Here is a 15,514-nt window from a genome sequence, read left to right as displayed (position 1 = left end):
TTGGGTTTCCGGGGGCCTGTCGGGACTGTTTGTAACTGGACTGGTTTAATTAGTCCAGCAGCGGGTTGTCTCCGCCGGCGATGCCGCTGAAGAAGTCGTCGAGTTCGTCTGCANCCACGTCGTTGGTGTCGAACGAGAACAGGCCCGAACGGTCGCCGAAGGAGTTGGAGTCCATCGTGATCTCGAAGCTGATCGTATCGCCGGCGGCCACACTCTGTGCGGTCAGCGTGGTCGTGAATCCGGCAGGAATCACAATGTTGCTGATGTCCAGAGCAGCGGAACCGCTGTTGGTGATCTCGAAGGTCCGCGTCAGGTCGGTCAACAGTTCGGTGGTCCCGAAGTCGATGCCGCCCGGATGACCGTCGACCAGGATGCTCGGCGGGGCCGGAGCGTCGGTCACGTCGGTCAGCTGAACTTCCGGACCAGCGGAGACCCGCTCGATGCGGACTGCATCGGCAGTGATCAGGCCGTTGGCCAGGTTGGTCAGCATCACGGTCAGCGTCCGGCTGTTAATGGTGAACGTTCCCAGGTCTTCCCAGAGAGCACCGTCGGCCTGGAAGTCGTCGGGAGCGATCTGCTGATTCAGATCGAAGGTCCCCAGGTCAACCGCCGTGGTGGCAATGTCGTTGCGGGATCCGTCGAAGACGGTAAACGGTGCATCGCTGGCCATCTGCGGAATCACAAATGGATTCTCCGAAGCCGGCCAGGTGACCGAGACCCGGTAGACGCCCGGGGTCAGACCGTAGAATTCCCAGAAGGCGGCGGCATCACCGTAGTGTGCCGGATCCACCAGCTGCGACTGCACGGTGTGAATGTCGTCTTCATAGCCAACGCCCGTGGTGATCGCTGCGGTGCCCGCCGGATGGTAAGGCCAGTCCCCGCTCAGCGAGAAGCCCAGGTCGCCGTTGTCGACGATTGTGGCCGGGTTGTCTTCAAACGGGGTCACTTCTTCGAAGTTGAGGTACTGCACCGTGCCCACACCGTCGGCCGTCAGGGAGTAACCGGTGTCGATCACGGCCTGTCCCTTGGCGTCGAAGTCCAGGATGTCATATCCCCCCCGTCCGTCGGCCGAACGCAGGACCGGTGGTCCGTCGATCGGGAAGTTGCCGTCCTGCGAGAGCGGATCGATGAAGATGTAGTCATCGAACTCACTGCCGACCACGTTTTCCATGAAGCTGGGGTTCGTGTCCGGCTGTTCGGGCTGCAGCTGACGCAGCTCGACCGTGTTCCCCCCGAAGACGTCCTGCGGGGTGTTGATGATATCCACATCGAAGACAATGCCTGCACTGGCGAAGCGGAAGTCGACCGTGTCATTGCCGTGGATGTCGGTGATCACGTCGGCACTGCCGCCGGCCCCCGGTTCCATCAGGAAGACGTCATTGCCGCCGTTACCGCTGCCGACGCCGTAACCGCCGCCGTCCAGGTTGTCGCTCCCCAGACCGTCACCCAGGATGTTGTGATCGTTGTCGCCGGTGATATTGTCGTTGCCATCACCGCCGAAGACGTTTTCGATGCTGTTGTCGTCATCGCCACCACCGGTGCCGGCTACCAGACCGCCGCCGATGTTGGTGGCAGTGCCGGCGAACAGGTCGACGGTCACACCCGTGGTGTAGTCCCGATAGTCCAGGCTGTCGTTACCGGTGTCCCCGTCGAGGGTACCGGTCAGACCGGCGCCGTCACTGAGGTCGAAGCGGTCGTCCTGGGTCCCCCCGATCAGGTTCTGGAAGTCGGTGAAGTCCAGACGCTCTTCCGGTGGAGTCGCAATCGCATCGCCGGCGATCGTCGGTCGGCCGATAGTCAGGTTGTTCCGTTCGGCGATAATGAAACCTTCATCGGTCGAAGTCACGCCCCAGTAGTTATTCAGGTTCGGGCCTTCCAGCGTGTCGCTGTTGGCTGAGCCGACCAGGTCGTTGATGTTGTCAAAGCCGGTTCCACCACCACCGGTGCCCAGGATACTGCCGTTGAGCTCGTAGCCCTGGAATCCGTCCAGGCTGCCCAGGCCGGCCAGCTGCACGTGCACGGCGTTCGAGTACGTGGTGTAGTCGATGGTATCGACGTCCCCACCCCCGTTGATGAAGCCCCGCAGAACATAGTTGCTGTCGAAGATGAATTCATCGTTGCCGGCCTGCCCGTTGAGGAGTGTATTCACGCCGACCGGGGTGCTGTTCTGCAGGTTGAAGTCGTCATCACCGCCCGCACCGTTGATCGTGACGGTGTTCAGATCTTCCTGCAGTCCCAGGTTGACGTTGATCGTGTCGTCGCCGTCGGTGCCGGTGATGTTCAGATCGTCGATGTTGGCATAAGTCACATCAGTACCGGCAGAGCTGGAGATTCCGTCGATGGTTGTCGAAGTAACTTCGAACGTGTCACCGGTGACGTCACCGCTATCGACGATATTCAGCGTGTCGTTTCCGCCTTCACCATCCACATCCAGGGCCGCGAAGATGTTGTCCACTGTGCTTCCGGCATCAAAGATCTGGAACAGATCGTCGCCCAGGCCGCCCAGCAGGCTGACGCTGGTGACACCCGCGGGTGTGCTGCGGACACGGATGGTATCGTTGGATACGTCGTCAGCAGCGAACACGTCGTCGGCATCCAGTTCGATGCTGGTCAGTGTCGTTGCCGAGTCCAGGGCGATCAGGTCAATCAGTTCCGCACCGGTTCCCGAAACGACCTGCAGGTCGTTGAAGCCTTCGAACACCAGAGCGGTGAAACCACCGTTCCCGGTGATCTGGGAGACACCGTCACCGGCACCACCGGCATCGTTGATGTTCAGGCCGGTGGTTGCAGGAGTCGAAGAAGCGTCGACCCGCAGGCCGCCGTTCGCTGCACCCGAGAACCCGACCCCTTCGACGTTGCCGAAGGAGAGCCCCAGGTCAATGTCAGTGCCGACAGTGGTGGCCGACACGATATTGCCGCTGCCCAGGCCATCCTCTACATCCGAGAAGTAACCGGCATTGTGATCGGTGATGAAGTTCACGTTGATCGCGTCGGTTCCGTTCTTACCGTCGTAGTGAATCGTGATGTCGTTCACATCGTAGGTGTTGGGATTGAACTCGTCTTCCAGGAATGTTTCCGCAGCCAGGTTCAGGTGTGCCCCGTTGGAACTGGGGATACCGCCTGGTGCGGCTGTTGTAAACATCGGCAGACCGCCTGCGGTTTCGTTGATATTCAACGTATCGTCGTCAGCCGACCCCAGTACGGTGAAGGACAGAATATCCGCATCGTTACCGGTAAAGAAGTTGCTGCCATTGATATCAATCAGCAGGTTCGTGCCGCCAGCATCCAGACCAACGTCGATCGTGTCGTCGGAAGCGTCTTCGAAGCCGGAGAAGAACATGTCCAGCACCAGGTGGTAGGCACCACTGCCGTTGGTGTTGACGTCTTCAATGCTGGTGTAGTTCACAGCCTGTTCGGTATCGGGAGCCAGGAAGCTGAACTGTCCTGAACCCGGGTCTCCACCTAATGTCAAAGCCGGGGCAGCGGCCAGGCCACTGAAATCGAGGTTGAGCACATCACCGGGACCAGGCAGAGTCGGATCACCGCCATTCACGGTGATCGGTGAATCAACGGTCGGCAGGATATTAAAGATATCGCTGTCGTCTCCACCGTTAATGGTGGTCTGCGTCGCGTTGACATTGCCCAGCAGATCAACGGTAGCTCCGGCACCATCAGTAATCGGGTCGATATTGATTGTGATCGTGGTCGCGGCAATCACTTCGCCTGTCAGTGACAGCAGGAAGTCATCACCAGAGTTCAGAACCACATCAGCGCCCGTTGACTGAACGGTCACACCAGCGTTGATCGTCAGATCATCACCGGGGCCTGCAGTATCAGTAGAGGTCAGCGTGACGGTACCCGAAGCTGAAACATTGCTGGCAACGGTCAGTGGGCTGGAGGCGGAAACGGTTACTGAACCATTCGTGGCCAATACGCCTGACAAGGGAATCACATCGCCGATGATCAAAGCCCCTGTGTTGCTGATCACAACGTCGCCCGAGGTAACACTGGCAGACAGAGTGCCTACTGCGGTGTCGATATCCGCATCTCCCGCACCGCCAACACTACCCGCGGCCTGGAATGCAACTTCACTTGCGGTAATCAATGGTGCTTCACTCGGGCTGGTGGTATTATCCACAACACCGCCTCCAACACTAATCACCACGACTCGACCGCCTGCACTCTGCAGATCGGCAATCTCGACGTCTCCATAAGCCCGTGCAACAAGATCACCGCCGCGTGCATTGACCAGGCTACCTTCATCCTGCGTGAACCCACCACTGCTGTCATTGTTGAAATCAGCGAAGAGTCTCACTAATTCAGCCGTGGTGGTATCCACCAGAGAAGTCGCTCCCAGTGCCAGATTATCGTCAGCGTAAAGGTTGATCCCACCACCGTTGGTCTGCACGGTGCTATTGACGTTGATATCCCCTTGGACGTTTGCCTGAATAATAGACGCTGCACCGGTAGCTTCGATCTTCTGGTTGATATTGAGTGTGCCGCCAATCGACAGAGAAATGTTGCCGGCAGCGGTAATACCATTCAGTCCATCGACCGTCCCCACTGTAGCTGCAGAGGGTTCCTGCAGGTAGATATCACCGGCAGTCGTATCGGCTGCCATCGTATTGATCGCCAGATCAATGTCCCCTGTTCCCACATCACCGATGCCGGTCGCGGCCCGCAGAGCGACTCTGTCCGCGGTAATGACTGCCGCCTCAGCAGCGATATTATCAAAAATCTGACCGCCGGCTGCTGTAACCTGGACTTCCCCACTTGTATTCACATTCGTGAGCAGAACATGAACGGCTGCATCGAGGTCAATCGTACCGTCACCACTGCTGGTGATTTGGGTGCCAGTATCGGTCATGACGATCAGACCAGCGGAGTCAATCTGAATCAGATTACTTCCATCATTGGAAATGACAGCTCCGAAACCGACGTCAAAGTTGCCTGACGCATTAGACAGTTGCAGTGCCCCGCCGGTGACAGCGAGGTTTTCATTCACGACGAGGCCAGCCCCAGCTGTAATCGTGGTATTGCCGCTGACTGTGAGCCCGTTGATACCACCGGTATTCCCAATGGTAATCCCATTAAGCTCAGCCAGTTCCAGACCGCCGCTGATATTCCCTTCCAGAAAACCAAGGGCCGTTTCGAGCGCATCCCCCACACCAGCACCAGTTCCTGCAGTCAGAGTCGCCTGGTTCGCGGTAATGTTATTATTACCGGCATTCGCATCGCTGATTGCACCAGCGGTAGCGGTGACGGTCACATCCCCGGAGGTCGTGATCTGTCCCAACTGGATATTGTTACCGGCGGTTAGATCGATGGTATTCGCAGTTGCGTCGATGATACCCGCGGCAGCAAAGGTGATCTGATCATTGGCATCGACGTCAACTGTTCCACTGGTCGTAAATGTGCCATTGACGTTAACCTGACCTGCATTCAGGTCGGCATTACCGGAACCGATATTTGTAGGTCCGGCAATGGTAAGCGTATCATCATTTCCGGCATTCACTGTCAGGTTTGCAGTGAAAGTGGAGTCGACGGCGTTGACAATCACGGTATCCGCACCCGAGCCACCTGCGACTTCGGTGTTGATCGTCAGCGTTCCGGTGGGATGCACGAAGTTCACCGATTCGCCCAGGGTCGAATTGATCTGAGATTCTCCGTCGCCTGCATCACCATCATCAGCGAGTGTGATGGTTTCGGCGGCACCGGTGTAACTGAAGATACGATTGGTGGCGGTGATCGTGTCAATGATCGGTTCCAGACCAGTGTAGGTAATCGTCGCTGCTGCTTCCCCATCCAGGAAAATACTGCCGTCACTGGCGCTGGTGAAAACGTGTTCTACCGAGTTGATAGCTCCCGTACGTTCCAGAATCAGCGAGTCATTTCCGCCGGTTCCGCCTCGGAACTCGATCTGAATGTCCGTAGTATGATCGATAGTGTCCAGATCAATGGTCAGGGTATCGTCTTCATCATTTTCGCCGAGAATCACCAGAGGACCGTTTATGGCAGCTACGGGAAATGTCGAGATGATCGTACCCGAAACGGTTTCGCTCAGAACAAAATTCCCACCCACAATTCTCAGCGTATACTGGTCTGCCATGTCATTGTCGGGTACTGTGATTTCCGGCGTGGAGTCGACCATATGGATCACAACATCGTTGCCGTCCCCTCCCACGTAGGTGAGATAGGCATTCAACCCGCTACCCAGGAAATTTGTGAACTCATGACCTTCAGGGTATCCAACGAAAGCTCCTGTGATTCCGTCGGCAGCATCATTATCGATCAATGTGAACTTATCACCATCGACTGGAGTATAAGTATTGGTCAGATTCAGAGCCGCACTGTTCAATACAACAGCTCCGTTGACGATAAACTGGTCATAACCGGAACCAGCTGTTGTACCGTTGATTTCGATATCAAGAAAATCATCACCGTTTAAGATCAAGTCTCCGTTAATAACGACCTGACCTGGGCTGTTACCTGGTGCCAACGTAACATTCTTGTTAATCCCAGTCCCGGTTGCGTCTACATTTCCGGCATAGGTTCCCGAGAGAATGTTGACGGTTCCACCAGCTGTGACATTGGCAATCGCTTCCTGAATACGCCCCGCAAGACCTGTTTGACTACCCAGTGACGTGACATTGAGTGTGGAGAAATCACCCTGAAAACCTGCCAGCCCCACGTTTTGGTCTGTGCCGTCATCCAAGAATGAAGTGAAGTCGACTGCCCCAGCCCCAGCACCATCCAGTTTGAGAACTACAGCGTCATCGTCATTCGTGGCCCACCAGTTGCCGCTGAAGTCAACAACTTCGCCGGACGTCTCATTATTAAACACGGCAACTGTACTGCCGAAGCTGTTGTTGAAAAATGCGTTCGTCGAAATTGTGCCGTCATACTGGTCGTCCAGACGCACATCCCCATACCCGGCACCAGACATTCCCGCACCGTTGTTGAGGAATATATTTTCTTCGACGATATTGCCTTGCGCGCCGCGGGTTGAGTCACCTGTACCGCCAAATCCGGTCAGCCGCAGGCCGGCGCGGGCATTGGTATCGAATGTGTTGCTGGTGATCAATGAATTCTGAATGCCGCCCTGCAGACCATCGAACGCATTATTGCTGAAGACGTTGTTCTGGACGACGGCATTTTCGACACCGAAGCGTCCGAAGTTCGCACCGGCACCGTTCCCATCGAACAGGTTGTCTTCAAACAGCGGGTCGCGGTTGGCACTACTGCTGACGTTCCGTGTCCCGTCGACGAAAAACCCTGTGTCACCATTGAGTACCCAGTTGGAGGTAAAGTGGAAACCATCGAACGTATCCTGATCAAGGTGGAAGATACCGCCACCACCAGCCTGGCTCGTGCCGTCGATCACGTTTTGGTGCACGGTGATATCGTCACCGGAGTTATTCAAAAAGACCCCGGAACCGGTAAAGCCGACGAACTGGTTGTTCAAAATCTGCAGGTCATCGATCAGTCCGGTTGTGGAGACAATTCCTGTCGTTCCGCCGGAAAAAGTGAACCCATCAATCGTACTGCCAGCGGAACCGCTCTGTAAATCCAATCCTGTACCACTAGCCGGGGCGATGATCGACGAGAGCGAGTCGTCCAATGTGCCGCCACGACCACGCGCGTCGACTCCGGCCTGAACTCCCAGCAGATCAACCTGCTTGGATAGCGTGATATTTTCCACATACGTACCGGCATTAACGATGACGGTTCCCGCCGCAACTACTCCGTCAATCCCCCCCTGGATTGTGTTGAACGCATTGACTCCAATCACCGCATTTTGATCACCTCCCTGATTGGGATCCGCGTCGGTGATGAAGGTGCCGTTCACACCGGTGAAAGCGGTGTCCACATAGGTTATGGGAACAGGAGGCAGGAAGGTGAGGACCACATCGTTCCCGTCACCACCGTTGTAAAAGATGCGGAAGGTCTGACCGTTGACCAGCACAGAATCCCCGTTGTCAAGACCAGCAAAGGTGCCCGTGAGAGTACCGCCCACATCGATGATTTCGAACGTATCGCCCAACGTAGCGCCGACGATGTCGCTGCCCGTGGTGTCCAGTGTGGCACCACCCAGATTCACATTGCCGGTTGTCACGTACTGATCATGTCCGCCCGTCACCCCGGCCCCGGAGAGTCCGTCGATTTCCACATTCAATGAGGAGCCGGCAGTCAGAATCAAATCAGTGCTGGTAAAGGTGCCGGGACTGAAACCGGGGGCGATGGTTGCTCCGGCTACGGATGCCGTGACACTGCCGTCCACCGTTGCTTCTCCCATTAATGTGACGGCTTGGTTGACGTCCACATTTTCGGTGTAGGTCACATTGAGCACCACAGTCACTACATCACCAGGCAGCGCGTCGTCAATGGCGTCTTGAATGTGCCCGTAGAGATTATTGTTACTGGAAACCTTCACATTACCATCCAAGCTGTTGTTGTTCTGGATGGCATCCAGATCCACGGCAGGCGCTTCTCCCCCCACCTGACGACCATTATTGGTGAAGGTGTTGCCGGTAACCGTGGGATTTTCCGAGGACTGCGGGAAGTAGGTATCATCAAAAAAGTACAATCCCACGTTGGTGTTGTTTTCAAAAATGTTGTTCAACACCTCACCACCCGGTTCAGCGAAATTGAGGGCCGCCCCACTGGCATTATTGATGAATGTGTTCCCGTTGACTTTCGAAGTGGAATCGAGGTTTCCGGCGTTAATCCCCGTACTACCGGGTGATTCGAAAGTGTTATCCAGGATTTCAATCCCTGCGGCAGTGTAGATGGCAGGGTTTTCTGCAAAAAAGAGCCCGTTGTTTTTTGCCTGGATGACATTGCCCGTAATGTCGAAATTGTCGTAGTGGATGCTCGCGAATTGCCCGGTCATCACTATGCCGCGGGCGGTGTTATCATCGGTCACATCGATCAAGTTGTCCGCGATAGTGACAAAGCTGATCGTCGCCGCATCAGTTGAATCAGGTCCGCCGCCAACTTTTTCCCCAAACACAATCCCGTTAATCTGGTTACCAGGGACGAATGTTTCATGGATGTAATTGTTTTGGATCACGATGTTTCCGCGTGTAGACACCCCCGGTCCGGAATTTGTCGGGCGCACGTTGATACCATCCCGATTGAGTCCCGTGATTTCAAACCCGTCAATCGTGACGTCATCGGCACGGACCTCAATTCCAAAGGGTGAACTGGGATCAATCAGACTCTCCGCCCCGCGAACACCATTACCTGCAATCCCGGCATTTGCTCCCTGAAGAATCACGGATCGATCCACGATCACATCTTCGGCATAAGTTCCGGCGGCGACATTTATGGTCGCGCCTGAGGCAGCCAGATCAATGGCGTCCTGAATCTCGGCGCCACCGGCAGAACCTGTGATATTCACAGTCGTCGCCGTTCCTGTAATCGCATCTGCAGTCACGTCACCCGTCAACTCGACAACTTCCGCATTAAACTGGATCGTCTTACCGGCAGCCAGTGAAATCGAAGCATCTACATTAATCTCGTCAGCGGCACCATCGCCGTTGATGATAATGTTGGCGCTGTAGCCGGCAGCGAGCGAGTTGATATTAATGGTATCTGCACCAGTGCCCGCATTGATGGTCAGTGTTCCCGTCGGGTTGATAAAGTCAGTCATTTCTCCGAGGGAAGAATCAACTCGCGTCTGCCCGCCGCCCAGATCGGAGATATCGATGATCTCAGCGCCACCGGTATAAGTCAGCGTCACGTTGGTGGCATTAACAGTAGATGTAACCGGCTCCAGACCCGTATAGGAAATGAAATCTGAGCCTGAGCCATTCAGCCTGATGCTTCCGGTACTGGGATCCACATAGCGAAACTCAATGGAATTCAAGTTACCATTGACTAGTTCTAAAGTATCATGCCCACCAGTCCCTCCATTAAAGATTACCTGGAGATCAGTCGTTTCATCGATGCCGGTCATATCGATCGTCAGTTTATCGTCCACACCAGCTTCGCCATTGATAATCAGTGTGCCTTCCAGCGAATCCAGTGGTATCGAAGAGATAAGGTCCCCTGTAGCGACATCTCTGATCACGACATTGGTCCCGTCAATCTCCAATGAGTAATTATCAGTCGTGCCATTTACAGGGAGAGTGACTTCGGGAGTGGAATCTTCCATAAGAATCACAACATCGTTGCCGTCGCCGCCGACATAAGTCAGGTAGGCATTCAATCCGCTGCCCAGGAAATTCGTGAATTCATGACCTTCAGGATAGTCAAAGAAAGTTCCAGAAACCGGGTTGATTCCATTATTCTGAATTAAAGTAAACCGATCACCATCAGCGGGATCAAACCCATCAATCAGGTTCAACGTCGCGCCGCCCAGTGCCAAATCTCCGTTGACGATAAACTGGTCGTATTCTGTCCCGGCAATGGTTCCATTGACTTCGACATCAACAATGTCGTTGCCGTCCAGTTTCAGATCACCAGCAATCACCACCTGCCCCGGACTGCTGCCGGGGACCAGCTTCACGCTTTTATCAATTCCCGTTGCTGTGGCATCAACGTTACCTGCATAGGTTCCACTGGCAATATTAATCGTTCCGCCGGGATTTAAAGCCTCAATCGCTTCCTGAATCCGACTCAAAGGCCCGGTCTGTTCTCCCAAAGCAGTTACATTCACGACATTGAAATCGCCCTGAAAACCAGCGGTTCCAGCGTCGGTATCCGTGCCGTTGTCCAGGTAAGAAGTGAAGTCAACATTTCCGGCGATCAATGATGCGACCGTCGCTTCGACATTTGATCCCCACCAGTTATTCGATGCGTTGACAGCAGCTCCTGCGCCGCTGGCGATGTTTGCCGTGCTGCCTGTCACGGAGTTGTTATTGAAGTTAATCTGGGCACCAGCGGTCAGACCACCGAAGTCTGCAGCCAGGGAATCGTAAACCAAAACCGCTGTGTCAAATCCGTCAATAAAATTGTTGGAAATATCGATTACAGCTGTGGAAGAAATGGCACCCGAAAAAGAATTGTCTGTAATAATAGCGATACCCGTTGTCGAATACCCGCCCAGCGTTGTGTTGTCTGTCAGAGTGTTTCCGCTGATCGTGATTGCATCTGAACCCCCGGAAAGTGAAATGGCAGAGGTTCCCGTTGATCCAGCACTGGAGTTCCCTGTGAAGGTGATGCTGTTGTCAGTAATGGCAACCGGGGCATGGGTGTAACTCGAGTTCAGGTTGACGTCGATTCGCGTCCAGGAATAGGTCAACGTAGAGATATCACTGTCAAATGAGTTACCGCTGATCGTCACTCCGCCGACGAGCGCTTCTGCGCGACTATCGAGCTGAATTGCCGGTCTGTCAGAATTTGAGAATGAGTTATTAGTGATCTGGATATTTCCGAAAGCCATGCCATTTGCGGAATACTTGTTATTTAAAACAATGTCACGTTCACCATTGCCCGCCGGGTTTCCAAAAAATTCATTGCCGCTGATGTTCGAATCGCGCAAGTCTTCTGCATAGATGCTGACATCACTTATATTCTGGAAAGTCGAATTGGTGACCTGCAGATCGCGCAGATGGCCGCCAGCCACAGTATTATTGCTCGCCTCATTGATGGCATTCTTCAACCCATCAAACTCAGTATTATTGACATGAATTCCATCAGCGACAGCAGTCGACGCCATCCTAATTCCAGTGCCACCGGTACCTGAGAAGAAACTGTTAACGACACTCAGATTCGTTAATACAGCACTATTATGGATCTCAATACCATAGGCACCAGATAAGATACCTTCGAAACTGAGGTTATCGATCTGCAAATTGTCTACAACAGAATCGACACGAATCCCCTGGGCCGCATCCTGCAGCGTCATATCCTGGAACAGAACATTGTCTGCAGTTACGGTGAAGATGTTGCCTGAACCACCCACCAAAGTACTTCCAATGCCAGCACCATCCAAGGTGACTGATTTGTCGACATTTACATTTTCATTGAAAGTCCCGGCCAGAATATTAACCATTCCTCCGGAATTCACGCTATCGATGGCTTCCTGGATGCGTCCGGCGGAACCTGTTTGTGCACCTAACGTAGTGACATTGAGTGTGGAGAAATCACCCTGAAAACCAGCAGTAAGGCCATCCGTATCCGTGCCGTTATTCAAGAATGAAGTGAAGTCGACCTTCGAAGCGTCGCCATCAACGCCGTCGCTCTTCATGGAATTGGCGATTGTTGTTTCGTCCATGCTGCCCCACCAGTTGCCGGAAGCGTCGACAGTATCTCCACCGTAATGAGCGATAGGGTTGGTGAGCGTTGAGGAGTCAAAAAAGTTGTTATGAGCGGCTACATCGGGTATGCCATTGGAAGTGTTATTGAAGACACCGATACCTTCCAATGAGTTGCTGAAGGCGTTGCCTTCGATACTGACATCAGTAACGTAGTCATTGGCGACGCCTGCGACCACATCGTGGATGTTGTTGCCGAAAATGTCTACATTCGAGTTGCCCTGGTTATGAATACCAGCTCGCCAATTATAAATTTCGTTGTTCTGGATCGTGATGTTGTCGTTATTACCATTAAATGTGGTGAGCACACCACGACTTTCGACTCCCGTTCCCGGGCCTTCCAGAATACTGTTCTCGATCGTATGCCCCGTGGTGCCGGAAGCCATGAAGACGGCAGATTTACTGCCAATGCCGGCCGGACCGGTTCCATCGATGATCTTGAATCCGTCAATCACGACATCGTTCGCAAAGAGACGAAACCCGCCGGTCAGTTCACTTTCCAGGCCGCGAACACCAGGGTCAACTCCCGCAGCAATCCCGGAATTGGCTCCCTGAATAAACACGGAGGTATTCACAATCACATCTTCGGAATAAGTTCCGGCGGACACATAGATGGTATCGCCTGCGGCTGCAGCGTTCACCGCACCTTGAATAGTCGCGAATACGTCGATTCCGAAATTACCTGCCTGATCGCCTGCTGTTACAGGATCGATATCGGTGATCGGATCGTTGAAGGACATCCCAGTATAGTCATCATCCACAAAAAATGTGGTCAGCAGTGTGCGGTCTTCCAGCACTTCAGCCGTGGTAATCTGATTTTGAGTGGCGGTCTGCCAGCGACGTCGAATTGCACGGCGGTCACGCGAGCGGAAAGTGGGGCGTTTTTTGATGCGTGAGGTCAAAGTGGTAAGCCAATTGGTAAGCAGCATCCTGGAAACTCCTGAGTGATTAAGTTTTTTTTCAGCTTATCGTTGGGTGCGTTTGTATCTTCGTAGCCTGCGGACAGTGAACCAAAGGGCAGACATTACTTTCATTTGAGGCAGTCAAATGCCCCATAATGCAAATCACGTTGACCCTGTAGTCACATAATTGCGCCTGTTATTCAAATTTTGCGCAGACGTTCCATCTTAATATTCCTAACCATCAGTATCGTAACCAACAGGAAATTTCCACAAAAATAACCCCTATAATTCCAATTTTAATAAATTTACCTGAACGTACACATTTAACAACACAGACCTATTTGTCCACTTTGAGGGATTTAATCCTATCCACATGACACTTTTGACCCTTTTTACTTATTTATTGCATTCCCCCTTCTTTACTTGTCATAATCAACCTGCACAGAATAAGAGCGACCTGAAAAATGAAAATGCCCAACGGTACTCAGTACAGGCACAAAAATAACGTTATAGAAACACGACAATACAAAGTGTTGAGGAAATCGATGCACACCAACCAACTCAAACCATGGATCTTACTGGCAGCCATCAGCCTGTTATCTGCCTGCCAGCAATCAGATGAAGAGTTTCTGGTCGGGCGCTGGCACAGCTCCGGCGGTCCCAACATGATTTTTGAGAAGGATGGAACGGTCTACAGTATTAACCGTGGACCACGGCGAAAGGGACGCTATTACCTGGACCAGGAATCAAACCCGGCAACCATGATCATGGACATGCGAGGGTCAGAGATTAACGCCGTACTGTACTTCGATTATGAGGCGTTTTCACCGAAGCACTTCCAGTTAACCCCAACCTACGTGCAGCGAACCGGGGAGAAAAAAGAGCGTGCTGAACTCGATCGCAAGCTGTTGTTCCAGAAACTGGATCCACAGGAGTCCCAAGCAAGCCAGACTCAGTTCAAGATCACCACAACGCCACAACGGGCCCCCTGAGAGAATCCCTTATCAGATGCAGAGGGAGGCTCTACCACGGACTCACTCTACAAATCAGGTTGATGATACGAAAAAAAGCAGAGGCCTTAAGACCTCTGCTTTTTTATTTTAACTTGATGTCGGGCTGATAAATTACTCAGCACTGCGTACGTTTGTTACCGACTCGGCACTTTCGACGGTTTCGAAGAAAGCCCCGTCGTCCGAGGGAATGTAATCATCATTGCTGATATTGAGCGGAGGCTCAAACCCCTGAATCGGCAGTTCCTGCACAGCAGAAATCTGGGCAACTGGAGTTTCGCTGGCCGGGATCATCTCAGGATTGATGACATCGGCGTCGGAATCCGTAATCACCCGGAACTCAGATTCGGGAGCTGCTGCGTTTTCAGTTACGACAGCTTCCACAGTTTCAGCTGCAGGTGCTGTCTCAGCCACCATGACTTCAGGTTGTGGTTCGGCCTGCTCCATCTGCTTTTTCTGCAGCTCTGCGATCTGCACAATCGCTTCCTTAACAGAGTCCAGCTCGGGATTGATTTCCAGAGCCTGGCTGTAGTGCCGCGAAGCATCTTCCAGCATTCCCCGCTGCAGGCAGATATAGCCAACATTTGCATGGGCTTCTTCTGCACTCAGAACAGTCCGTGCAACCTGGTAGGCTTCATCCATCCGTCCCTGATGCCCCAGAACCAGGCTCAGGTTATTGAATGACCGCTTGGAACTGCCATCACGCTTGATCGCTTCTTCCAGTGCGATTTCTGCAGCGGGCAGATCGTTCTGCAGATACAGGGCGTAACCCAGATCGGTCAACAGCTTGGAATTATCCGGCTGGATCTTTACAGCTTCCATCAGATGACGGGTTGCCATGTCGTGCTTACCCATTTTGGAGCTGACAATGCCCATGCGGTGCAAAGCGGTTACATTCTTAGGATTCCGCTGCAACATGACACGATATGTCTGTTCTGCTTTGACAAACTGGCCTTTTTCCTCGGCCGTTCTTGCCATTATCATTTGTGGTGATTCTTCCAGAGGAAGATTCATTCCCGCCATTTTACCGGTATGGGAACATCCTGCTGAGAAGAGAGTGGCCATTCCTGAAAGGATGACCAGAGACCACGTTGTTGAGTTTCGCATTCCATTACCTCACAAAATTCTATTGTGATTTTTCACGATCCATTGTGAGAAACACTCAGACCATCCCTGGGCAGAAACAAAAAAACGTCAAAGGTTATTTTGACCTGAAAGTTGCTCGAAGGTGAATCCATTCGATGCCCTCTCTACTGAACAGAATTTTCAACTCAAGAGAAGGACTTACTCTCAAGTATCGACTAACAGTTACAGCAAGATGAAAGAACTCAAAGAATCC

3 protein-coding genes are annotated in these 15,514 nt (G+C 53.1%); 1 reads left to right on the top strand and 2 read right to left on the bottom strand.

Features of this window, described 5'->3' with window-relative positions; translation table 11 throughout:
* Window positions 1-49: 49 nt before the first annotated feature.
* Entirely contained in the window at window positions 50-13,192 is a 13,143-nt protein-coding gene (locus tag HG66A1_RS06605) for a right-handed parallel beta-helix repeat-containing protein (RefSeq protein ID WP_145181401.1), read from the bottom strand.
* A gap of 518 nt (window positions 13,193-13,710) precedes the next feature.
* Here HG66A1_RS06605 and HG66A1_RS06600 point away from each other — a divergent pair.
* The gene (locus HG66A1_RS06600) at window positions 13,711-14,157 is read left to right on the top strand and encodes a hypothetical protein (protein WP_145181400.1); all 447 of its coding nucleotides are present in this window, start codon (window positions 13,711-13,713) and stop codon (window positions 14,155-14,157) included.
* A gap of 132 nt (window positions 14,158-14,289) precedes the next feature.
* Here HG66A1_RS06600 and HG66A1_RS06595 read toward each other — a convergent pair whose 3' ends face one another.
* A complete protein-coding gene (locus HG66A1_RS06595; RefSeq protein WP_197997008.1) occupies window positions 14,290-15,159 on the bottom strand; it encodes a tetratricopeptide repeat protein in 870 nt (289 codons plus the stop codon).
* Between the last annotated feature and the right edge of the window lie 355 nt (window positions 15,160-15,514).

Source organism: Gimesia chilikensis, assembly GCF_007744075.1.
In the GTDB taxonomy this organism is placed as follows: domain Bacteria; phylum Planctomycetota; class Planctomycetia; order Planctomycetales; family Planctomycetaceae; genus Gimesia; species Gimesia chilikensis_A.
This window is presented reverse-complemented; position numbering and strand designations above follow the sequence as displayed.

Excerpts from the sequence above, each read along its gene's own strand:
- HG66A1_RS06600 (WP_145181400.1), top strand. The coding sequence starts at position 13,711 with ATGCACACCAACCAACTCAAACCATGGATCTTACTGGCAGCCATCAGC.
- HG66A1_RS06595 (WP_197997008.1), bottom strand. The coding sequence starts at position 15,159 with ATGATAATGGCAAGAACGGCCGAGGAAAAAGGCCAGTTTGTCAAAGCA.